18 protein-coding genes are annotated in these 20,643 nt (G+C 43.7%); 11 read left to right on the forward strand and 7 right to left on the reverse strand.

Annotation, left to right across the window (positions count from 1 at the left end):
• Positions 1-24: 24 nt before the first annotated feature.
• From sucC to HQQ92_RS08115, 4 genes are all read left to right on the forward strand, one after another.
• The gene (gene sucC / locus HQQ92_RS08100; RefSeq protein ID WP_006081976.1) at positions 25-1,191 is read left to right on the forward strand and encodes an ADP-forming succinate--CoA ligase subunit beta; all 1,167 of its coding nucleotides are present in this window, start codon (positions 25-27) and stop codon (positions 1,189-1,191) included.
• Entirely contained in the window at positions 1,191-2,063 is an 873-nt protein-coding gene (gene sucD / locus HQQ92_RS08105; RefSeq protein ID WP_028759703.1) for a succinate--CoA ligase subunit alpha, read from the forward strand. Before sucC ends, sucD begins: the two co-directional genes overlap by 1 nt.
• 400 nt (positions 2,064-2,463) lie before the next feature.
• Positions 2,464-2,871, forward strand: coding sequence for a nucleoside diphosphate kinase regulator (gene rnk, locus HQQ92_RS08110; RefSeq protein ID WP_028759704.1), 408 nt, complete (start codon positions 2,464-2,466; stop codon positions 2,869-2,871).
• Between the two features lie 95 nt (positions 2,872-2,966).
• Positions 2,967-3,464, forward strand: coding sequence for a GNAT family N-acetyltransferase (locus HQQ92_RS08115; RefSeq protein ID WP_173244472.1), 498 nt, complete (start codon positions 2,967-2,969; stop codon positions 3,462-3,464).
• A gap of 83 nt (positions 3,465-3,547) precedes the next feature.
• Here the strand turns inward: HQQ92_RS08115 and fur are convergent, their stop codons facing one another.
• The gene (gene fur / locus HQQ92_RS08120) at positions 3,548-3,979 is read right to left on the reverse strand and encodes a ferric iron uptake transcriptional regulator (protein WP_028759706.1); all 432 of its coding nucleotides are present in this window, start codon (positions 3,977-3,979) and stop codon (positions 3,548-3,550) included.
• A 257-nt stretch (positions 3,980-4,236) separates the two neighbouring features.
• Here fur and cobB point away from each other — a divergent pair, with 257 nt between their 5' ends.
• From cobB to corA, 4 genes are all read left to right on the forward strand, one after another.
• On the forward strand, positions 4,237-4,968 hold the full coding sequence (cobB, locus tag HQQ92_RS08125; protein WP_028759707.1) for a Sir2 family NAD+-dependent deacetylase: 732 nt from the start codon (positions 4,237-4,239) through the stop codon (positions 4,966-4,968).
• The gene (locus HQQ92_RS08130) at positions 4,965-5,414 is read left to right on the forward strand and encodes an ATP-binding protein (RefSeq protein WP_173244474.1); all 450 of its coding nucleotides are present in this window, start codon (positions 4,965-4,967) and stop codon (positions 5,412-5,414) included. Before cobB ends, HQQ92_RS08130 begins: the two co-directional genes overlap by 4 nt.
• Before the next feature lie 320 nt (positions 5,415-5,734).
• Positions 5,735-6,106 (forward strand): hypothetical protein, encoded by a 372-nt coding sequence (locus tag HQQ92_RS08135; RefSeq protein ID WP_028759709.1) that lies wholly within the window; start codon positions 5,735-5,737, stop codon positions 6,104-6,106.
• A gap of 127 nt (positions 6,107-6,233) precedes the next feature.
• Complete coding sequence (gene corA, locus HQQ92_RS08140; protein WP_028759710.1) at positions 6,234-7,181, forward strand: magnesium/cobalt transporter CorA; 948 nt, start codon at positions 6,234-6,236, stop codon at positions 7,179-7,181.
• Positions 7,182-7,369: 188 nt separating this feature from the next.
• Here corA and HQQ92_RS08145 read toward each other — a convergent pair whose 3' ends face one another.
• A complete protein-coding gene (locus HQQ92_RS08145) occupies positions 7,370-8,632 on the reverse strand; it encodes an HD-GYP domain-containing protein (RefSeq protein WP_028759711.1) in 1,263 nt (420 codons plus the stop codon).
• Between the two features lie 118 nt (positions 8,633-8,750).
• On the opposite strand from HQQ92_RS08145, the gene HQQ92_RS08150 reads away from it, so the two are divergent.
• Complete coding sequence (locus tag HQQ92_RS08150) at positions 8,751-9,446, forward strand: 2OG-Fe(II) oxygenase (RefSeq protein WP_173244477.1); 696 nt, start codon at positions 8,751-8,753, stop codon at positions 9,444-9,446.
• Between the two features lie 15 nt (positions 9,447-9,461).
• Here the strand turns inward: HQQ92_RS08150 and HQQ92_RS08155 are convergent, their stop codons facing one another.
• The 4 genes from HQQ92_RS08155 to HQQ92_RS08170 form a co-directional block, all read right to left on the reverse strand.
• Positions 9,462-10,811 (reverse strand): sensor histidine kinase, encoded by a 1,350-nt coding sequence (locus tag HQQ92_RS08155; RefSeq protein ID WP_028759713.1) that lies wholly within the window; start codon positions 10,809-10,811, stop codon positions 9,462-9,464.
• On the reverse strand, positions 10,802-11,476 hold the full coding sequence (locus HQQ92_RS08160) for a response regulator (RefSeq protein ID WP_028759714.1): 675 nt from the start codon (positions 11,474-11,476) through the stop codon (positions 10,802-10,804). Before HQQ92_RS08160 ends, HQQ92_RS08155 begins: the two co-directional genes overlap by 10 nt.
• A gap of 183 nt (positions 11,477-11,659) precedes the next feature.
• The gene (locus tag HQQ92_RS08165; RefSeq protein WP_105252687.1) at positions 11,660-12,019 is read right to left on the reverse strand and encodes a hypothetical protein; all 360 of its coding nucleotides are present in this window, start codon (positions 12,017-12,019) and stop codon (positions 11,660-11,662) included.
• 171 nt (positions 12,020-12,190) lie between these two features.
• A complete protein-coding gene (locus HQQ92_RS08170; protein ID WP_105252686.1) occupies positions 12,191-13,513 on the reverse strand; it encodes a dicarboxylate/amino acid:cation symporter in 1,323 nt (440 codons plus the stop codon).
• Between the two features lie 222 nt (positions 13,514-13,735).
• On the opposite strand from HQQ92_RS08170, the gene HQQ92_RS08175 reads away from it, so the two are divergent.
• On the forward strand, positions 13,736-16,177 hold the full coding sequence (locus HQQ92_RS08175) for a hypothetical protein (RefSeq protein ID WP_173244480.1): 2,442 nt from the start codon (positions 13,736-13,738) through the stop codon (positions 16,175-16,177).
• A 103-nt stretch (positions 16,178-16,280) separates the two neighbouring features.
• On the opposite strand, the gene astB is transcribed toward HQQ92_RS08175, so the two are convergent.
• Complete coding sequence (astB, locus tag HQQ92_RS08180; RefSeq protein ID WP_173244483.1) at positions 16,281-17,615, reverse strand: N-succinylarginine dihydrolase; 1,335 nt, start codon at positions 17,613-17,615, stop codon at positions 16,281-16,283.
• Positions 17,616-17,945: 330 nt separating this feature from the next.
• On the opposite strand from astB, the gene topA reads away from it, so the two are divergent.
• On the forward strand, positions 17,946-20,588 hold the full coding sequence (gene topA / locus HQQ92_RS08185; RefSeq protein ID WP_173244486.1) for a type I DNA topoisomerase: 2,643 nt from the start codon (positions 17,946-17,948) through the stop codon (positions 20,586-20,588).
• The last annotated feature ends 55 nt before the right edge of the window (positions 20,589-20,643 follow it).

Consider the following 20,643-nt stretch of genomic DNA (forward strand, 5'->3'; position numbering starts at 1 on the left):
TTAGAAGTATACGGATAGATCATCATGAATTTGCATGAGTATCAGGCAAAATCCTTATTTGCCGAATATGGTTTACCAGTGTCAGAAGGTTTTGCATGTGATACAGCCCAAGAAGCTGTAGAAGCGGCAGGCCATATTGGCGGAAATTTATGGGTTGTTAAGTGTCAAGTACACGCAGGCGGCCGCGGTAAAGCAGGTGGCGTTAAAGTCACTGGCGATAAAGAAGAAATCAGAGCCTTTGCCGAACACTGGTTAGGCAAAAATCTGGTGACTTATCAAACTGATGAGAAAGGCCAGCCGGTTGCTAAAATTTTAGTAGAAAGCTGTACCGACATCGCTAACGAACTGTACTTAGGTGCCGTTGTTGACCGCGCGACTCGTCGTGTTGTGTTCATGGCGTCGACTGAAGGTGGTGTTGAAATTGAGAAAGTGGCAGAAGAAACGCCAGAACTCATCCACACTGCAATCATAGATCCTTTGACTGGCCCACAAGGTTATCAAGCACGTGATCTTGGCTTCAAGTTAGGTTTAAACCCAACTCAAATGAAGCAGTTCACTAAGATTTTCATGGGTCTGGCGACTATGTTCGTTGATCATGATTTCGCATTGCTTGAAATCAACCCACTGGTTATTACCACTGAAGGCAACCTACACTGCCTAGACGGTAAAATCGGTATCGACGGTAACGCACTTTATCGTCAACCAAAAATCAAAGGCATGCACGATCCATCACAGGATGATGCCCGCGAAGCTCACGCTGCTAAGTTCGAGCTGAACTACGTTGCATTAGACGGTAACGTTGGCTGTATGGTGAACGGTGCTGGTCTTGCGATGGGTACTATGGATATCGTTAACTTGCACGGTGGCAAGCCAGCGAACTTCTTAGACGTAGGCGGCGGCGCGACGAAAGAACGTGTAGCTGAAGCATTCAAAATCATTCTGTCTGACAGCAATGTGAAAGCGGTTCTGGTTAACATTTTCGGCGGTATCGTACGTTGTGACATGATCGCAGAAGGTATTATCGGCGCTGTTAAAGAAGTGGGCGTTAAAGTACCTGTTGTGGTTCGTTTAGAAGGTACTAACGCTGAACTTGGCCGTGAAGTATTAGCTAAATCAGGTCTAGATATCATTGCAGCTACCAGTCTAACTGACGCGGCTGAGCAAGTAGTTAAAGCTGCGGAGGGCAAATAATGTCTGTCTTAATCAATAAAGATACCAAGGTAATTTGCCAAGGTTTCACTGGCGGTCAAGGTACATTCCACTCACAACAAGCTATCGATTATGGTACGCAAATGGTGGGCGGTGTGTCTCCTGGTAAAGGTGGTCAAACTCACTTAGGTCTTCCAGTGTTCAACACTGTGAAAGACGCTGTGGCTGCGACTGGCGCAACTGCTTCTGTGATCTATGTACCGGCTCCTTTCTGTAAGGATGCCATTCTTGAAGCTATCGACGGTGGCATCGAGCTTATCGTTTGTATCACTGAAGGCATTCCTACACTGGACATGCTGCAAGTTAAAGTGAAGCTTGAAGAAACTGGCGTTCGCATGATCGGCCCTAACTGCCCAGGTGTTATCACCCCAGGTGAATGTAAGATCGGCATCATGCCAGGTCACATCCACTTAAAAGGCAAAGTGGGTATCGTTTCTCGTTCAGGTACTCTGACTTATGAAGCGGTTAAGCAAACAACGGATGAAGGTTTTGGCCAATCTACTTGCGTAGGTATTGGTGGTGACCCAATTCCAGGTACTAGCTTCATTGATGTACTGGAAATGTTCCAAAACGATCCACAGACAGAAGCGATCGTTATGATCGGTGAAATCGGTGGTAACGCTGAGGAAGATGCGGCGGCTTTCATTAAAGCACACGTGACTAAACCTGTTGTGTCTTATATTGCGGGTGTCACTGCACCTGCTGGTAAGCGTATGGGCCATGCTGGCGCGATTATCGCTGGCGGTAAAGGTACTGCAGAAGACAAATTTGCTGCATTAGAAGCAGCGGGCGTAACAACTGTCCGCTCGCTTGCTGATATCGGCAAAGCGCTGCGTATTCGTACAGGTTGGTAAGCTAACCTTTCGAATATAAAAGGCGCCTAAGGCGCCTTTTTTATTGGCTGTAATTTCGGCAGCGAATCGCTGTAAATGACAGGAATGGGATTGAGCTAACACCATGAAGACTAGATATTTTTTCTTCTACGGGTTAGATTGATGCTTCTCTACTACGCGCTCGTCTGTGTCATTGACGAGGATAATGTGAGTAGAGCCATTAACCATGAGCTAAGTGCTTATGGCTTCAGTGCTGTTCTGCAAAAAATCTTGAACTCAAATTTATTTAACACGGTTGCAGTCTATCGTTGCGAGCGTATTTGTTTTATGGGGCTTATCGCATTGGGGGAGGGTAAGCAACAGAGTCGATGTTAGCCACAGTAACGGCTTAAACATCACATTTTTTTACGAGGGAAAAACTGTGAAAACACCTAAAATCATTATTTCGGAAATTGACTTAGAAAGACTAGAGCGATTATTGGAGTCACTGCCGGCAAATGCATTTCCGGGCAAAGCGGCATTGGAGGCTGAATTAGACAGAGCCGATATTGTGCCTGCATCACAGGTGCCCGCGAATGTGGTGACCATGAATTCAGAAGTGAAGTTTAGCGTTTCATCCAGTAATGAGACTTTCTGTTTACGTTTAGTGTATCCAAAAGACGTGAACGGCGCGGGCACGATTTCTATTTTGGCGCCGGTGGGCAGCGCATTATTAGGGCTCTCTCAAGGTGATGAAATTGAATGGCCAGGTCCGGGTGGTTCTATGGTAAAAGTGCGTATTGAGGAAATCCTGTATCAGCCTGAACGCAGTGGTGATTTCCACCGTTAAGCTTGAGGTATTGGCGTAGTGTCGTTGACGTTACGCCAGTGCACTTTAAGCGCACCATTGGTTGATTTTTAAGTGCCATTTTTGAAGGAGCAAAGATGATAACCCAAACTGAACGGTTAATTATTCGACCATTTACTGAGCAAGATTGTGAAGCGCTTTATTTGATGAACAGTAATCCCGAGATGCTAAAGTACATTCCCACCGCGGCATTTACAGCTCGCGAGCAGGCGGTTGAGTTGTTTCACAAGGTGATCCAAGTCGATTATCTGCAACATGGTTTTGGTCGTTGGGCGGTAGAGCATAAAGCTGATAAGCGGGTGATTGGTTTTTGTGGTCCGAAATTTATTCCAGAATTCAGCGAAGTCGAACTGGGTTATCGTTATTTCCCTGAGTATTGGGGAACTGGAATTGGTACTGAGGCCGCATTTGCTGCATTAGCCGAATTTAAACGTTTTGGCATTGACCAGACGATTGCACTTATCTTAGCAGGGAATCTCGGTTCTGAAGGTGTGGCTAAGCGTGTGGGCATGCATTGGCGTGAGCAAAATGAGTTTATGGGCCATAAAGTGAATATCTACGCCAAGGTGTTATAGCGGTTTACCCGTAAACATCATCCAATAAAAAACCAGCCTTAGGCTGGTTTTTTGCTTAATTCTTTATAAACACAATGGCCGACTTAGGCGTCGTTATGCTCACAGGTATCGTTGGTGCAAGTGCCGTACAAATATAAGCTGTGATTAGTCAGCTTAATATTGTGTTTCATGGCAATTTCATCTTGACGACGTTCGATGACTTCATCTGAAAACTCAATCACTTTGCCACACGATAGGCAAACTAAGTGATCATGATGATGCTGAGTCGATAGTTCGAAAACGGCTTTACCGCTCTCAAAATGATGGCGACTGACAATACCTGCATCATCAAATTGGTTTAACACACGGTAGACGGTGGCTAGACCAATTTCTTCACCGATATCGAGCAGCTTCTTGTACAAATCTTCTGCACTGATATGTTGGTTTTCAGGTCCTTGCATCAGTTCTAGGATCTTGACTCGTGGCAGGGTAATTTTCAAACCCGCTTTTTTTAGCGCTTGATTTCCATCTGTCATTGCTAATCTCTTGATTGCAGAACCAATAGGTTCATCCGTGGATAGTGTTTGCCATTATAGGTGCTCAGGTTGAAAACTTAAACCTTTGTTCTGGCTTTCTAGGGCGATATGCAGATAAATTGTGTCAATAGGCGTTAAATCACAATATTTTGCGGCAATTCAAGCATAGTTTTTGTATGGTTATACCAAGGAATAATATTCACGGCTGCCAAAGTCAGTGAGAATAATTCAAATAAATAAAATAATAAGGAATCGGCATGTACCAGCAAATTGTGGTGTTAACCGGCGCAGGGATCTCTGCTGAGTCGGGTTTACGCACCTTTCGCGATCAAGATGGTCTGTGGGAAGAGCATCATATTGAAGACGTTGCTACACCAGAAGGTTATGAGCGTGATGCTGAATTGGTAGAGCGATTTTACAATAGTCGTTGGTTGCAACTGCACAGTGGCACGGTTGAACCCAATGCAGCGCATGTGGCCTTGGCAAAGTTGGAAGCGGACTTTAAAGGTCAATTACTTATCATCACACAAAATATTGATGATCTGCATGAGCGTGCGGGCTCGCGCCGTCTATTGCATATGCACGGTGAATTATCCAAAGGCCGTTGTCCGCGCTCACGTCAGACCTTTATTTTACGTGAGCCCTTTGGTGCCGATAATTGCTGTACTTGTTGTATTCCGGCTCAGCGATTACGCCCCCATGTGGTGTGGTTTGGTGAAATGCCCTTAGGGATGGATCGAATTCACGATGCGCTCGATAACTGTGACTTGTTTATTGCCATTGGCACCTCTGGCACTGTGTATCCTGCCGCGGGCTTTGTGGATACTGCTAACCATCATGGGGCTCAAACAGTCGAAGTGAATATGATGGCACCCGATAGACACAGTCAGTTTCAATATCACCTCACAGGAAAAGCGGGGGAGTTAGTGCCTCAGTTGGTTGATACCATTTTAGCGGGTCGAGTGATTGGCAGTGAGTCGAACACATGAGCGAAAAAGTTGCGATTATAATGCGTGGCTTACCGGGCAGTGGTAAGTCACACTGGGTTGAAACTTACATTCTTTCCCTTCCTTTAGAAAAAGCCATTGGCGTGCGGCAACGTGGCGTATTTTCGACCGATAGTTTTTTCTACCATGAAGATGAATACCGTTTCGATGCCAAGAAATTACCTGAGTTTCATCAATGTAATTTGACGGGGTTTATTCAGGCACTTTCTTCAAGCGAGCCTGTGGTGATTTGTGATAATACCAATCTGTGCCACTGGGAATACATGGCCTATGAAGCGGCGGCAAAAGCCTTAGGTTATCAAGTTAGAATTGTGCTTGTGGGTGAACTAAGCAGTCTGGCTCATCAGCAGGAATGCGCGAAACGTAATCGCCATGGCGTTCCTTTGGCACAAATTCAGCGGATGGCGAAGGGATTTGAAGATTTTTAATGTCAGGTACTTACTTAATTGTTGAGTATTGTGATCTGTAGCAATCAATTTTAAGCATGGGTCCCGCAGTGTTTTCGCCCTGTCATAAGTCTGTTGTACTCTGTTTCAACGTTCTGCTTTGTCTATGTGCATGTGTGTGGCTCATACATTCGCCTTATCTATTTGACTGTGCACTTTAAGCTTGATCCCAAAGACAGTTTATCCATATAAGTCTGCGTATAATGCGCTAACTTGTGTGGCATTGAAGGGCCAATGCAAGATTGCTGCTGGCTTGATCGATACCATTGAGCACAAGCGGACGTTTATCAGAGGAAAGAGCCATGCTCATTAAAATTTTACTAACAGTCTTAGTTATTGCTGGCGCTTGGTTTTTGCTGGTGAAACGCAAGCGTCAGATTGAACCTCAGGCTGTTAATCTCAGTTCAAAGCGTTTTAGTGAACCGCTGTGGCGCCGATACCTGTTGACGGGTGTGTTTGTGGTGATTGGATTTAGCCTGCTGAGTTACAGTGTTTGGTATTGGCGCGATCAGCATAGAATTGTCACTGTGAGAATTGTGTCACCGAATGCCGACAATAACGGCGAGTATCGTGTGCGAAAAGGGGATATCTCAGACTCGAAAATGGTCACTATCGATGGCATCCATATTCGCTTTTCGACCCAAGAACGGTTGGCAATTATCGAAACCGATTAAGGCATATTTATTTTACTAAATTACCTTGCACGCCTTTTCATTGCCAACTTATGCGGTAAACTAGCGACAATTTTTTAGCCTGCACTTAAGTGGAATCGTTAACTTAAGTTTTTTTTCAGGAGGACAAATGATTACTGCTTATGTCTATGATAATCGTCACCTTACTGTGACAGAGCTCGGCATACTGGACAGTATTCCCGCGTCGACCATTTGGTTAGATCTGTATAAACCCGATGATGAGGAGCGAGAGTGGTTAAGTCATTTTTCTGTTGAAGAAGTGCCTGACGAAGAAGATATCAATGAAATTGAGGCCTCAGCACGTTTTTATCAAAACAGTGACGGCTTGCATATTAATTCGTTATTCCCACAGCGTGTCGGCCAAGATGTGCGCGGCGTTAACGTTTCCTTCAACCTTCGTAGCAATTTTTTACTGACAATTCGTGAAGAAGACGTAGGTCTTATCCGTTTGCTGCGTAACTATTTGCGTTTAGGGCGGTTAGAAGTATCGACACCGCAGGAATTGTTTCTCGAATTATTTAATCTGAAAGTGGATTATCTATCTGACTTAATTGAAGACGTTTACACTGTACTTGAAAATGTCGGTGAGCAAGTATTTGATAACGATGAACTTGACGATGTATTTAAGCTCATCACTCTGCAAGAAGACTCTAATGGTAAAATTCGATTAAGTTTGCTCGATACTCAGCGTTCACTGCGTTATATGCAGCGTTATTATCGTGGCCAGTTATCCGATGAACATTTAAAGGACTTGCGGGAAATGTTGTCGGATATCGAGTCGCTGATGCCCCACAGTCAGTTTATTTTCGATAAGTTAAACTTTCTGCTCGATGCGGCCATGGGTTTCAGTGGTCTGCAACAGAACAAAATCATCAAAATCTTCTCGGTTGCCGCAGTGGTGTTTCTACCACCGACCTTGATTGCCAGTAGTTATGGGATGAACTTTACCAGCATGCCTGAGCTTGAGTGGCAATACGGTTATCCTATGGCGATTGTGATGATGTTAGCCAGTGCCGCAGGTACTTACTTCTTCTTTAAACGTAAGCATTGGTTATAAGCCTGGCGCGAGCTGTGTTTATTTCTTGAATTAACAATAAGGGTCGAATGCAATATTCGACCCTTATTGTTATCACTTTTATTAATCATGTTAATTCAATGACTTTTATTCAATGAGTGAGACTCGATGACTTTGCTTAAATGAGTGAAGCTCGTTAGACATAATCGTTAAGCCAGTTTCTTAATCAACTACTTACGACTATCGCCGCCAAAGTAGTAACTCACTCGCTCGCGCGGATTCAAATACTCGTGGACTTTTTCAGGAAGCGCCGCAGGTGGTAAGCAGCGCACTATGCTGATCCCTTCAATTTCCAGATCAACGATAGGCGCCTGATCTTTAGGCACTAAGGCATCGTAAACCAATATTTTTGGACATAGCAGTTTAGTTAAGTTAACCGACATCACCATGGCATATTGACCGCTGGATAATTCCACCACACTGCCTGGGGGGTAAATGCCCAGCATCTTGATCATCTTGCCAATATACTCTTGATTTAGCTTAGTTTTATATTGCTTATACAAATGCCCTAGTGCGGCGTAGGGCATTCTGGCTTTGCCCTGTTGGCTTGGGTAACACAAGGAGTCATATTCGTTCACTACCGCAATCAGTTGCGATACCTTATCGAGAGCCTCTTCCTTTAGGCCTTTGGGATAACCACTGCCATCGAGAAACTCGTGGTGATTGGTGATTGCAGGTAAGGCTGCTTGGGGAAAATTATCGGCTAATTTGAGCAGTTCAATCCCAAGTAATGGATGCTGCTTGATAAAATTAAGCTCTGGTGCTGACCAAGGTGTCGATTTTTTTAGAATTTGTGGTGGGATTTTTAATTTACCCACGTCGTGGAACAGGGCACTGAGACCGACCGTTTCGATTTCACTTCTATCCCATTCCATTTCTTTGGCGATCAGCATAGAGAGGATCGCAACATTCAAGGAGTGGTAGTAAATGCTTTCATCCTGCTTAGCATCACTCATCAAATGCAGCACTAAGTTATCTGAGTTGAGCAGCTGTTCGACTATGGTGTGAACTAAATCTTTGGCGTCATCGACCGCATTTAAGGGGCGATTACGTAGCTTAGAGATGAGGCTGCGCATCATGGCTACTGAGCGGGTAAAATTTTGCTCAGTTTTATTAATGTCACGGCGTAATTTTTTTTGTACTTCGATTTGCTCAGCCTTGTATTGATCCATGTCGTTTTTAAGCACATTGATTTCAGCACTTGGCGGCAATTTGATAGGGTTGACCGCATCAGCATGTATCGGGGCGACGTCGCTGCGTTCTAAATCGACGATGACATGTTCGATGCCCAGATTTTTAATCAACTCAATTTGCGCAGCTTGTTTAATATGAAAGCTACTGAATAAAAAGGGATGATCTTTCCAAGCCACGGGCAAACGCACAAAGTTGCCGACTTGAAGTTGATGGACTGAAACTTTACAGCTTTTTTTCATATTCTTGTTATCGTGAAGCGTAATGTGGGTTATTTTATCTCAATGATGCTGCTTTACAATTACTTAACTAACATGTCAGCATAGTAAGCCTAGAAAGTAGCCACTCCATTGAGGAAGTATGGACTTTATTGAAGTATACCCTAATGCGTTGCCGAATGACTTGTGTGACCGTCTCATTCTGGCATTTGAGCAACATGCTGGCGTTGTTGATGGACAAACGGGCAATGGCGTCGATTTGGAGAAGAAGATCAGCCGCGATTTGACCTTAGATAGTTTCGTCGACCTGCAGCCCATCAGAAACGAACTCTTAGGTTATACCTTAAAGGGCGCAGTAGATTATTTTACAAAATATTCAATGGCATTAATGGGTGCGGTTGCTGTGTCAGTGAGTGATGAGCAGGGCCAACCAGTGACGTTAACTCCGACTAATTTTGCGACGCTGGGTGCGCCTAGGGCCGATGGCTTAGTGAAGTATTTGTATCGCAGTGGCAGTATTAATATTCAAAAGTATCAGCAAAATAAAGGCGGTTATCCCCATTGGCATTCGGAGCAATTCCCGCAGAATGGCCACAATGAAGCTCTGCATCGCGTCGTGCTCTATATGTTTTATTTAAATGATGTGGAAGAGGGCGGCGAAACCGAATTTTATTATCAACAGCGTAAAATCTCCCCCAAAAAAGGCACTATGGTGATAGCGCCTGCGGGATTTACTCATTCACATCGGGGAAATAAACCTGTGAGTGGTGACAAATATATTGCCACTTCTTGGATCATGTTTAATCGAGCCGAACAGTTATATGCGGTGATTGCCTGATAGTATCCCAGTTTATTACACTGGGATACGGATCCTAAAGAGTGCCCCTTCTAAGCGACTTTCTTCAATTTTTAAGCTGCCACCGTAGCTGTGAACGATTTCATCACAGACAGCTAATCCGATCCCTTGCCCAGGAGACTGAGTATCGGCACGCACGCCACGTTGGATAATCTTCTGTCTTAAGCTTTCTTCAACACCAGGGCCATCATCTTCAACAATGAGTTCAAACTCACCTTGTGAGTTAATTTTAGCCGATACATGCACTTGGCTGATACACAGTCGGAAAGCATTTTCCATAAGGTTGCCACAAAGCTCCATTAAGTCACCCTTGTTACCGGGGAACATCAAAGAGGGGGAGATGTTGGCCGAGAACTGCACTTGTTTTTCTCGATAAATTTTAAACAACATTTGTGCTAATTGATCGACTAAGGGCGCGATAACAGTTTGTTCTTGCTTCAGGCCTTGGCGGCCTAACATGGCCCGTTTTAATTGGTATTTGACCAGCTGATCCATCTGGCTGACTTGTTCCATGATCTTTTCGCTTGCCGATTGTTTACTCAAACTGGCGTCATCTGTAATGGCATGCACGGCGGCTAAGCGGGTTTTAAGACTGTGTGCCAAGTCATTCATAGCATTTTGATAGCGCTGTTGTTGGGCACTAGATTGTTGCAACATCTGGTTGAGTGCTTGCGTTACGCCTTCAAGTTCAACAGGATAGCCCTCAGAAAGTGATTTACTCTTACCTTGGTTAATTGATTGCAGTTCATTTTGCATCCGTACCAAGGGACGCATGCCCCAATAGGCGGCGCTGACCAATAGAATTAAGGCTAAGGCCAATACCATAGCTAAACGAATATAAGTACGTTTACTGAACTTACTGTATTCTTGCTCCAGTTTGGCGGCATCTTTCATGACGAGGAGGTTGTAATGCACACTGGCAATTTCGACCGCGAGCAAATAGACGAAATAACCTCTGTCGTCAGCCATGGTGAGGTAGTAGGGCGGGGAGTCGTTACGGATTTCGTTAAAACGCTCACAGGTATCAAATAAGCCACGATCTACTGCGAGGGATGAGGTCCAAACCTGCTTAAATTTGTCATCGCAACTCGCTATTACATAGCGCTCTTGTTTATTATTTTCTTCTAACCAAGCACTGGTATCGGGGATAAGATCGTGCTCCCGTAATTCGGCGGCGACTTGGGGAATTTCGGCAATGAGTTGGGCAGTTTCTTCGTTATAACTATTTTGCGCATGCAGAATATTAACCATCCATGCGAGACCAAAACCCACTAAGGTAATAATTGATAGCGAGGTGAGAAACATCCGTGTCAGCAGACGTTTCTTGAATTTTAATCTTAATTGCATGGCAGGTTAAATTTATATCCTTGGCCGCGGATGGTCACTATGGGGTTATCGATACCATCGCGGGTCAGTTTTTTACGCAGGCGGCTGACCATGACTTCAATCGTATTGGGATCGCCTTCCTTATCACCATAAATCACATCGAGTAAACGTTGCTTGGCGACAACCTCATGACAATGGCGCATCAAATATTCGAGGATTAAATATTCAAAGGCAGTGACCTCCATGACTTCGTCACCCAGAGTGACTTGTTTGGCGGCGAGATCGAGTTTCAATTCTCCACTGCAAATCACGGGTTTAACAAAACCTGCGCTACGGCGCACTAAGGCATCAAGCCTTGCGACAAGCTCTTCTTTTTGAAAGGGTTTCACTAAATAGTCATCGGCTCCGGCGTTTAGGCCTTCAACTTTATCCTGCCAATTAACTCGTGCCGTGAGAATTAATATCGGTGCTTTAAGACCCGCTTCACGGAGTTGTTGAATTAAGCTAATACCATCTTGATCGGGTAGCCCTAAATCGACAATGGCGACATCTATGGGATAATTAGTGGCTTGATAAAAACCTTCTTTGGCAGTCAGTGCCACTTGAACTTGATTGCCGAGATCGCTTAATTGCACTTTTAAGTGGTGGGATAAAATAGGATCGTCTTCAACAACCAAAATTCTCATAATATAATGCCTTAAAGTGTATGAGCTAAAGCTTTAGCAAACTAGTCTACGCAAAATCACACTGATAACCAAATAGAGGATCAGCATATCTTAGTTGAACTTAACCTTTGCTGACCGAGTTGAACTTGTGGTCAAAATAAGTACTAATTAATTGTTGAATAAGAAGGTTTTTCCGTTAAAGTGTTAGCGTATCGGGGAATTTCCCCAAGGCGATTTTTGTTTTCTGATCCGCAAAATGCCGTTGCCACACATAATCGCGCCTAAGGTAAATAACATCACCGCCATCATGATAAAAGACAATCTCAACCAAGGCATTTCTTGCGCTAATCGCAGATGTATCGCTTCAATGGTTGTGACGCCCCATACGGCAAAGACACTTATAAATAATAAAATTTGTAATAAACGAAGTAAGTAAACTGAGTTAAAAAATAAGACCAAAGGCGCAAGTGCAAAAGGAATAGCAAAGTTAATTTGTTCGTAACGTACGAAGTGGGCACTCAATAACCAGCATGCAATCAGGATCCAAAGACTTCTCCACCACATTTATACCCCTCCCATTAAACGTATTAAAATAGTAAACATAATGTATCTAAAAACAAACTTCCGTACTATTGGTGCGTTCACATTTTGCTAACAATAGACATGTTAACTGTATTGCGTTCAAACAAAAACGCCCAACACTGAAGCTGGGCGTCATTTTGGTCTTTGTGAGGTTTAGTTCGATTTATCTAAATGATGAACTTGCTCATCAAAACTTCTAGCAACTTTACCCGCTTGAGTGTTGTTAAACACTTGCTCGTTAAATTCGCCCTCTGATTTAGCAATAATTACAGTTGCTACGCAATCACCAGTGACGTTTACAGCAGTACGTACCATGTCGAGTAAGCGATCGACACCGATAATCAGGGCAATCCCTTCCACTGGTAAGCCAACTTGATTTAACACCATGGCCAGCATGATAAGTCCGACACCTGGAACACCCGCGGTACCAATTGATGCTAACGTGGCTGTCACAACAACAACGGCATAATCGGTTAGTGAGAGCTCAATGCCAAAAACCTGCGCAATAAACACAGTGGCAACGCCTTGCATGATTGCTGTGCCATCCATATTAATGGTAGCGCCTAACGGTAGCGTAAAAGCGGCGATTTTATTATCGACACCTAATCTATGTTCAGACGCTTCTATGGTAATGGGTAAAGTGGCATTTGAACTGGCGGTTGAAAAAGCAAACAACTGCACATCGCGCATTTTACGAATGAATATTAAGGGGTTGAGGCCTGAGAAAAGTTTTAAAAGGATTGGATAAACGATAAACGCATGGACCAGTAATACACCTAAGACCACGAAGAAATATTGAACCACACTACCAAAGGTCTCTAAACCGAGTGTTAATGCAAGTTTTGCCATCAGCGCAAACACACCATAAGGCGCGAGTTGCATGATCAGTGTCACGACACGCATGATGACTTCATTTAAATCTTCAAACAACGCCGCAATACGTTTGCCGCGCTCACCAATATGGGCAATAGCAAAGCCAAAAATGACCGCAAAAATAATAATTTGCAGCATATTACCTTCGCTCAATGCCTGCATCGGATTGGTAGGCACTATGTTTATCAGCACATCAGCAAGACTTGGGGCTTCTTTTGCGACGTACTCCATTTTTTCTGACGCCAGTGAGGCGTTTCCAGGATGTATAAGGACTGCGCTGACAATCGCAATCACTAAGGCAATGGCGGTTGTGAATAAATAGAAGGCGAGGGTTTTCCCCCCTAAGCGGCCTAATTTTGAAGGTTCACTCAGTGAGCAAGTTCCGCAAACTAATGAAATAAAGACTAAAGGAACGACTAACATTTTTAAGCTGGAGATGAAGATAGTACCGATAACATGCAAGAAACCTTCAGTAATATAATCTTTTACTATATCGCTTTCTGGAAAGGCATTGCGGAGAATGAGGCCTAAAGCAATACCTGTTCCCATACCGATCAGAATTTTACTTGTAAGGCCGAGTTTATTTTTTATAGAAATTGCCATAGAGAGTCCTGTGTGTTTTTTATACATTCTATTTTTTGGCGCTCACAAGACTAGCAAGAAAATCGTGAAGATGAAATGACAATTAATGTTAAAGTATTTATCAGATTTGCGAAATAAAATAAGATAGTTATGGGAAAGTTGCGTGAAAATTGTGTAATGTTAGCCTATAAGTAATAAGCGTCTCGCTTAGGTATTATCATCAGAGTAACAGGGAGCCTGACAATGAAGTCAGCGTATAAGGTTTTTCTCGCAGGATTGTGTTCGCTTTTATTATCAGCATGTGGTGGTGGGGGCAGTATCTCTGATGATGGTTCCGGTACTCCGCCGACGCCAAGTGTCGTCACTGTCACTCTGAGTATTACTAATACGGATATTTCTGCTTTAGCACCTGCCACAGTATCAGCTAAAGTTGTTGATTCGAAACTCGGTTCCTTGGCTGGTGAATTAGTTACTTTTACTCTGAGTAATTCTAATATTGGGTCTTTTGATCCTAGTACGGCAACGGCATTAACGAATACCGAAGGTGTTGCTACTATTATTTTAAATACAGCAACTATTGCGGGTGCAGGTACTGTCACTGGCAAAGTTGATACTGGGGAGTCTGGGAAAATTGGTTTTGTGATGAAAGGTGATGGCGGTGAAGCGGGTGGAGGTGCACAAGTTAATTTAGCCTTAACTGATATTACAGGCTTACCTATTCAAACTATTACATCCTTAAATCCAGGTAAGTTAACTGCTACTATCACCGGCATTAATAAACCCACGATAGTGACCTTTGACAATGATATTGGGGACCTTCCTATCAAAACTGCTGTAACAAATAGTCAGGGAAAGGCTAGTGTTGATATTTATGCTGGTAATACGTTAGGTGCAGGAACTATCGTTGCCTCTTTAGCTAGTGGTGAAAAAGGTAATACAGTAGTGGTGGTTGGTGCTACAAATGTAGTCATGGGTAGTGGAAGTCCTTTTGTTGCTGGTAAAGCAAGTGTTAGTTCAAGTGATTTAACTGCAGGTGGCACCGCGACTATTTCTGTCGTTATCCAGGACGATCAAGGTAAGCCTTTTACCCAACCTGTGGATGTTAAGTTTTCATCGGCCTGTTCAACTAAATCATCACCAGAAGCCATAATAAGTTCACCCGTACCCTCTGTGAATGGCGTAGCTACAACGACTTACCTTGCAAAGGGCTGCGTTGGAGATGATCCTATTAATGTTACTGCTAACGCAGGTGGATTAAATCTTTCAGCTACGGGCACTATTAAAGTACTTCCTGCTAACGTGGGAAGCATTATATTTATGTCTGCGACACCGCAAAATATCGCCATTTTAGGTACAGGTGGCTCAGAATCTTCTGAAGTTAAATTTAAGGTACTTGACACAAATAGTAATCCGGTAAGTAACCAGTTAGTTAACTTTAGTTTGAACACTACGACGGGAGGCATAGTGCTTGACCCATCAAGTGCAACGACTAACAATCAAGGCATTGTTCAGACAGTTGTAAGAACAGGGACTGTTGCTACTTCGGTAAGAGTAACAGGCACTATTGCTGGCTCTTCGCCAGTTATTTCAAGTCAATCAAGTCAGCTCATCATCTCGACAGGGATACCCGATCAAGACAGTTTTTCACTTTCTGCAACAGTACTCAATGCTGAAGGTTGGAACGTTGATGGCACCAAAGTGACCGTTACTGCACGCCTAGCCGATGCATTCAATAACCCTGTTCCAGATGGCACAACAGTATCTTTTACCACTGAAGGTGGCTCTATTGAAGATGCTTGTCAGACTGTTAAAGGTACATGTAGTGTTGTTTGGACGAGTCAGTTAACTAGGCCTGAAGGGCAGTCTCTTATTGACGCAACAGGCGCATTAATTCGCAATCCTATTGCGACACTTGCGCCTAATTTAGGTAATTATTATGGCCAGAAATATGGTGGTCGAGCAACTATTACTGCTACTGCGATTGGCGAAGAATCCTTCCCAGATCTTAATGGCAATGGTCGCTTTGATTCTTCTGAAGCAACAGCATTTTTAACTCAAAAAGATGTAAGTGGTAAGCCATTTGATTTGGATGATGCTTTCAATGATTATAATGAAGATGGCATTTTTAATCCTCAGCAAGCGGGTGGACAAATTGGTGGGGAATTAGAAGAGTTAATTGATTTTAATTCTAATGGTGTTTTTGATATAAAAGATAGTAAATATAACGGTGTACTCTGCTCTGAGCCTGCACATGCTGCTTGTGCTGATGGTATTACAGATTCAAAATCACTATATGTGAGAGGCAGTTTAGTGATTGTCATGTCAGGAAGTACTGCTTATGCGACTCCGATTGCTGATGTGCTTATCGACGATAGTTACAGCATCAGCAAAGACCAACGTATTGACTTAATAGGTAAAGATGCCGCTACTGTTTATTTCACTATATCTGACTTACATAACCAACAAATGCCTGCTGGTAGTATTGTTAGATTTAAAGCAAGCGCAGGTTCTGTTGCTAGCAGTGCTCAATATATTTGGCCAAGTAGTAACTATAACGCGGGACGTGAGTTTAGTGTGACACTGAAAGGTGAAGAGCAACCTAATGCAGGTACTCTTATTGTTGAGGTTGAAACCCCTAATGGGTCAGTGACTCAGGTTCTATCTATTCCGATTAGAATCAGCTAGTTTTAAGGACCTTATCCAAATAAAAAGAGCATCTAAGGTGCTCTTTTCTATTGTAGGTCTGTCGAATTTTATAATGATGTAGTTCCAGCGTTAGGAATAATTCCTAACGCTGGAACTGATACACGCTGCCTAGTTTCATAATCTGTGTCAGTTCATCCAGAGCTGTTCGAGATTCGATGATTAGCTGAGGGTCTGCAAGATCTTGGGTGGTTAATCTGTCTCGATAATGTTTGTCTACCCAAAGGTTTAAACGAGTAAATAAAGCATCATTCATCAGAGTGTGTTGATTTACCGCTGCGACTTCCACTTCATTCATGGCGACACGTAAACGAAGACAAGCAGGACCGCCACCGTTTTGCATGCTTTGTTTTACGTCGAAATAAAGCACTTGCTTAATCGGCGTGTTTAACGTGAGTAATTCGTTCAAATAGGCAAATACCGCGGGATTTTCTTGGCAATCTGTTGGGGCAATAATCGCCATTTCACCGGATGGCAACGTAATAATTTGAGTATTGAATAAATAGCTTTTGACTGCGTCGTTAATTGCTACTTTCGCGGTTGGCACTTCAATGAAATACAGCTCAGTGTCGAGTTTACGTTTAATTTCATCGATCTTATTCTGGGTATTTAAGAAGGCTTGTTCGTGGTAGAACAGGACATTTTGATTACCTACTGCGATAACATCGTTATGGAATACACCTTGATCAATCACATCAGGATTCTGTTGGATGAAGACGCAATTATCGTCTTCCAGCTGATGTAAGCGTGCGACTGCCATCGACGCTTCTAAGGTTTGTCTTGCTGGATATTTTTGCGGTTTAGGTGCATTGGGATTAGTGGCTTCTTGTCCATAAACAAACAGCTCAACACCAGCATGGCCGTATTCATTGCAGAGACGAGTGTGGTTTGCGGCACCTTCATCACCGAAGCTATTATGCTCAGGTAAGTGACTATGGTGATGAAAATAGTGGGGATCACTGAAAGTTGCTGTTAATATGCGCCCCGTTGTCAAAGGCTCGATGCTGCGATGCAGTTTGTCGACTAAATTTGCTGGGGTGAAATGCAGTTTGCCGTCACGTGTATCTGCACTTGGTGAGACGGTAGCGGCATTGGCTGTCCACATACTGGAAGCACTGCAACAGGCATTAAGTAACATAGGCGCTTCTTTTGCCGCTTGTTTTAATACATTAGCATCAGAGCCGGAAAATCCAATTCGGCGCAATGTATAGAGATCTGGGCGCTCTTGAGGAGCTAATATTCCTTGAACCATGCCCATATCGGCTAGTGCTTTGGCTTTTTGGAGTCCTTGTTTTGCTGCAGCTTTGGGGTTGGAAACTAAGGCGGCATTGCTAAGTGAGGCTACATTGCCAAAAGACAACCCTGCGTAATTGTGTGTTGGTCCAACGAGTCCATCAAAATTCGCTTCAAAGTGCTTCATTGCTTATCCTTGTGATAGGGAAAGTTATTATTTGTTCATATGGTCCCTGAGGGAACCCAGTATACTGAAGCTTTTCGAGTGCACAAGCGGACGGTTTTGTGCTCAAAGCGACTTTTTCACGATAAATGCATAACTATTTCTTGCTTGCTGGCAAATAATGAAATATTAGTTTTTAATTACGCATATTATATTTTTACATTTTTTCAACTTTGATTAAAAAGTGACTCGCTGGTACATATAAAAGAGGGATTAACTTGAAACTATCAGTACAACCCTCTATATATGGTGCCAATTTCCACCTTCTTGAGATTTTTTGGCGCAAATTAAACTATGGGTAAATCGCTAGTTATTGTCGAATCACCGGCCAAAGCTAAGACTATTAATAAATATCTTGGCAAAGAATTCATCGTTAAATCGAGCGTAGGTCACATCCGTGATCTGCCGACATCATCGACTTCAGAAGGCAATGAAAAGGTTAAATCCGCTGCCGAAGTTAAGAAGATGTCGCCAGAAGAAAAAGCTCAATATAAAAAGGTGAAAGATCAGCAAGCGCTAGTGTCTCGTATGGGCGTAAACCCTGAAAAGGGCTGGGCGGCTAAGTACCAAATTTTGCCGGGTAAAGAAAAAGTCGTTAAAGAGTTACAGGCACTTGCCGATTCTGCTGACCAAATCTATCTCGCAACCGACTTAGACCGTGAGGGAGAAGCTATCGCCTGGCATTTGCAAGAGGTGATTGGTGGTGATCCTTCACGGTATCAACGTGTTGTTTTCAACGAAATTACTAAGTCTGCGATTCAAGATGCTTTTAGTAAACCGTCGACACTCGACACTAACATGGTTAATGCCCAACAAGCGCGCCGCTTCTTAGACAGAGTTGTCGGTTTTATGGTGTCGCCTCTGCTGTGGAAAAAAGTCGCTCGTGGTTTATCCGCTGGGCGAGTGCAGTCGGTTGCCGTGCGTTTAGTGGTCGAACGCGAAAGCGAAATCAAAGCCTTTGTGCCTGAAGAATTTTGGGATGTACACGCAGAGCTCAATACGCCCGCTCAAGAAGCTTTGCGGATGGAAGTGGTTAAGCATCTAGATGCTGCCTTTAATCCTATCAATGAACAGCAAGCGATGGCTGCGGTTCAAGCGTTATCTGCGGCAAGTTTTACTGTGCTGGCCCGCGAAGATAAAGCGACTCAAAGTAAACCATCGGCTCCTTTTATTACGTCGACACTGCAACAGGCCGCGAGTACACGTTTAGGTTTTGGTGTAAAGAAGACCATGATGATGGCGCAGCGACTTTACGAAGCTGGTCATATCACTTATATGCGTACCGACTCGACCAATTTGAGTCAAGAAGCCGTTGAAAACTTGCGCGATATGATTGCCAAAGAATTTGGTGATAAGTATCTACCCGCCGAACCGATTCGATACGGATCAAAAGAAGGCGCACAAGAAGCTCACGAAGCGATTCGCCCATCAAACGTTCAAGTGCAAGCAGCGACCTTATCTGACATGGAGCGTGATGCTCAGCGCTTATATGAGCTTATTTGGCGCCAGTTTGTCTCATGTCAAATGACACCTGCACAATATGATGCCACTAAGTTGACCGTAAAAGCGGGTGATTATGAGCTCAAAGCCACGGGACGTACCTTACGTTTTGATGGTTGGACTCGCGTACAAACAGCGCTTAAGAAGAAAAACGAAGAAGACAATACTTTACCATTCGTGGCACAGGGCGATGTATTAGCATTAAAAGAATTGCTGCCTAAACAACATTTTACTAAGCCGCCAGCACGATACAGCGAAGCTTCTTTAGTAAAAGAATTAGAAAAACGCGGCATTGGCCGCCCATCAACTTACGCAACCATCATTTCAACGATTCAAGATCGTGGTTATGTAAAAGTTGAGAATCGTCGTTTCTATGCCGAAAAAATGGGTGAAATTGTCAGCGAACGATTGGTGAGCAGTTTTGCTGATTTGATGAGCTATGACTTTACTGCCAGCATGGAGCAAACATTAGATGATGTGGCTCGGGGCGAGTTAGACTGGAAAAAAGTACTCGATGGTTTCTATGCTGACTTTACTAAGCAATTAGAAAAAGCGGAGCTGGATCCTGAAGAAGGTGGCATGCGTCTTAACCAAATGGTGATGACGGATATCAAGTGCCCAACCTGTGGTCGTCCTATGGGTATCCGCACGGGAACGACTGGGGTTTTCCTTGGTTGCTCTGGTTATGAATTGCCCCCTAAAGAACGCTGTAAGACGACGATGAACCTCACGCCTGGCGTTGAGGCGATTAGCGAAAACAGTGAAGATGCCGAAACAGATGCACTGCGTGCGAAGCACCGTTGTAGTATTTGTGGCACGGCAATGGACAGTTACCTGATCGATGAGAAGCGTAAGTTACACGTCTGCGGTAACAATCCAATCTGTGAAGGCTATGAAGTCGAAGAAGGCCAATTCAAGATCAAAGGCTATGAAGGTCCACTGATTGAGTGTGATCGCTGTGGTCACGATATGGAACTGAAAAATGGTCGTTTTGGTAAGTATTTCGGTTGTACTAACGAGGAATGTAAAAATACTCGTAAACTGTTGAAAAATGGTGAGGCGGCGCCGCCAAAAGAAGATCCTATTTATTTACCCGAACTGAAATGCAGTAAATCGGATGCCCATTTCGTATTACGTGATGGTGCAGCGGGTATCTTCTTAGCGGCCAGTACTTTCCCTAAATCACGTGAAACCCGTGCACCTCTGGTTGAGGAGCTGGTTCAATACCGTGAGCTGCTATGGCCTAAGTATCAGTATTTAGCGGATGCGCCAGTCACTGATGATGAAGGCAATAAGGCTGCGGTGAAGTTTAGCCGTAAGACGAAAGAGCAATACGTTGCGACTGAAGTCGATGGCAAAGCCACGGGTTGGTCTGCGCATTACGTCAATGGTAAGTGGGTGAGTGAATCTACCAAGAAGGCCAAGAAAGGCGCATAGTGACTGATTAAGCTAGCTTAACGCTAATAGAACAACAAAAAGCCAAGTCAAATAT

Origin of the sequence: Shewanella sp. DC2-4 (genome assembly GCF_013248875.1) — a bacterium.
Taxonomy (GTDB): domain Bacteria; phylum Pseudomonadota; class Gammaproteobacteria; order Enterobacterales; family Shewanellaceae; genus Shewanella; species Shewanella oncorhynchi.

Excerpts from the sequence above, each read along its gene's own strand:
- sucC (WP_006081976.1), top strand. The coding sequence starts at position 25 with ATGAATTTGCATGAGTATCAGGCAAAATCCTTATTTGCCGAATATGGT.
- sucD (WP_028759703.1), top strand. The coding sequence starts at position 1,191 with ATGTCTGTCTTAATCAATAAAGATACCAAGGTAATTTGCCAAGGTTTC.
- HQQ92_RS08115 (WP_173244472.1), top strand. The coding sequence starts at position 2,967 with ATGATAACCCAAACTGAACGGTTAATTATTCGACCATTTACTGAGCAA.
- fur (WP_028759706.1), bottom strand. The coding sequence starts at position 3,979 with ATGACAGATGGAAATCAAGCGCTAAAAAAAGCGGGTTTGAAAATTACC.
- cobB (WP_028759707.1), top strand. The coding sequence starts at position 4,237 with ATGTACCAGCAAATTGTGGTGTTAACCGGCGCAGGGATCTCTGCTGAG.
- HQQ92_RS08130 (WP_173244474.1), top strand. The coding sequence starts at position 4,965 with ATGAGCGAAAAAGTTGCGATTATAATGCGTGGCTTACCGGGCAGTGGT.
- HQQ92_RS08135 (WP_028759709.1), top strand. The coding sequence starts at position 5,735 with ATGCTCATTAAAATTTTACTAACAGTCTTAGTTATTGCTGGCGCTTGG.
- corA (WP_028759710.1), top strand. The coding sequence starts at position 6,234 with ATGATTACTGCTTATGTCTATGATAATCGTCACCTTACTGTGACAGAG.
- HQQ92_RS08145 (WP_028759711.1), bottom strand. The coding sequence starts at position 8,632 with ATGAAAAAAAGCTGTAAAGTTTCAGTCCATCAACTTCAAGTCGGCAAC.
- HQQ92_RS08150 (WP_173244477.1), top strand. The coding sequence starts at position 8,751 with ATGGACTTTATTGAAGTATACCCTAATGCGTTGCCGAATGACTTGTGT.
- HQQ92_RS08155 (WP_028759713.1), bottom strand. The coding sequence starts at position 10,811 with ATGCAATTAAGATTAAAATTCAAGAAACGTCTGCTGACACGGATGTTT.
- HQQ92_RS08160 (WP_028759714.1), bottom strand. The coding sequence starts at position 11,476 with ATGAGAATTTTGGTTGTTGAAGACGATCCTATTTTATCCCACCACTTA.
- HQQ92_RS08165 (WP_105252687.1), bottom strand. The coding sequence starts at position 12,019 with ATGTGGTGGAGAAGTCTTTGGATCCTGATTGCATGCTGGTTATTGAGT.
- HQQ92_RS08170 (WP_105252686.1), bottom strand. The coding sequence starts at position 13,513 with ATGGCAATTTCTATAAAAAATAAACTCGGCCTTACAAGTAAAATTCTG.
- HQQ92_RS08175 (WP_173244480.1), top strand. The coding sequence starts at position 13,736 with ATGAAGTCAGCGTATAAGGTTTTTCTCGCAGGATTGTGTTCGCTTTTA.
- astB (WP_173244483.1), bottom strand. The coding sequence starts at position 17,615 with ATGAAGCACTTTGAAGCGAATTTTGATGGACTCGTTGGACCAACACAC.
- topA (WP_173244486.1), top strand. The coding sequence starts at position 17,946 with ATGGGTAAATCGCTAGTTATTGTCGAATCACCGGCCAAAGCTAAGACT.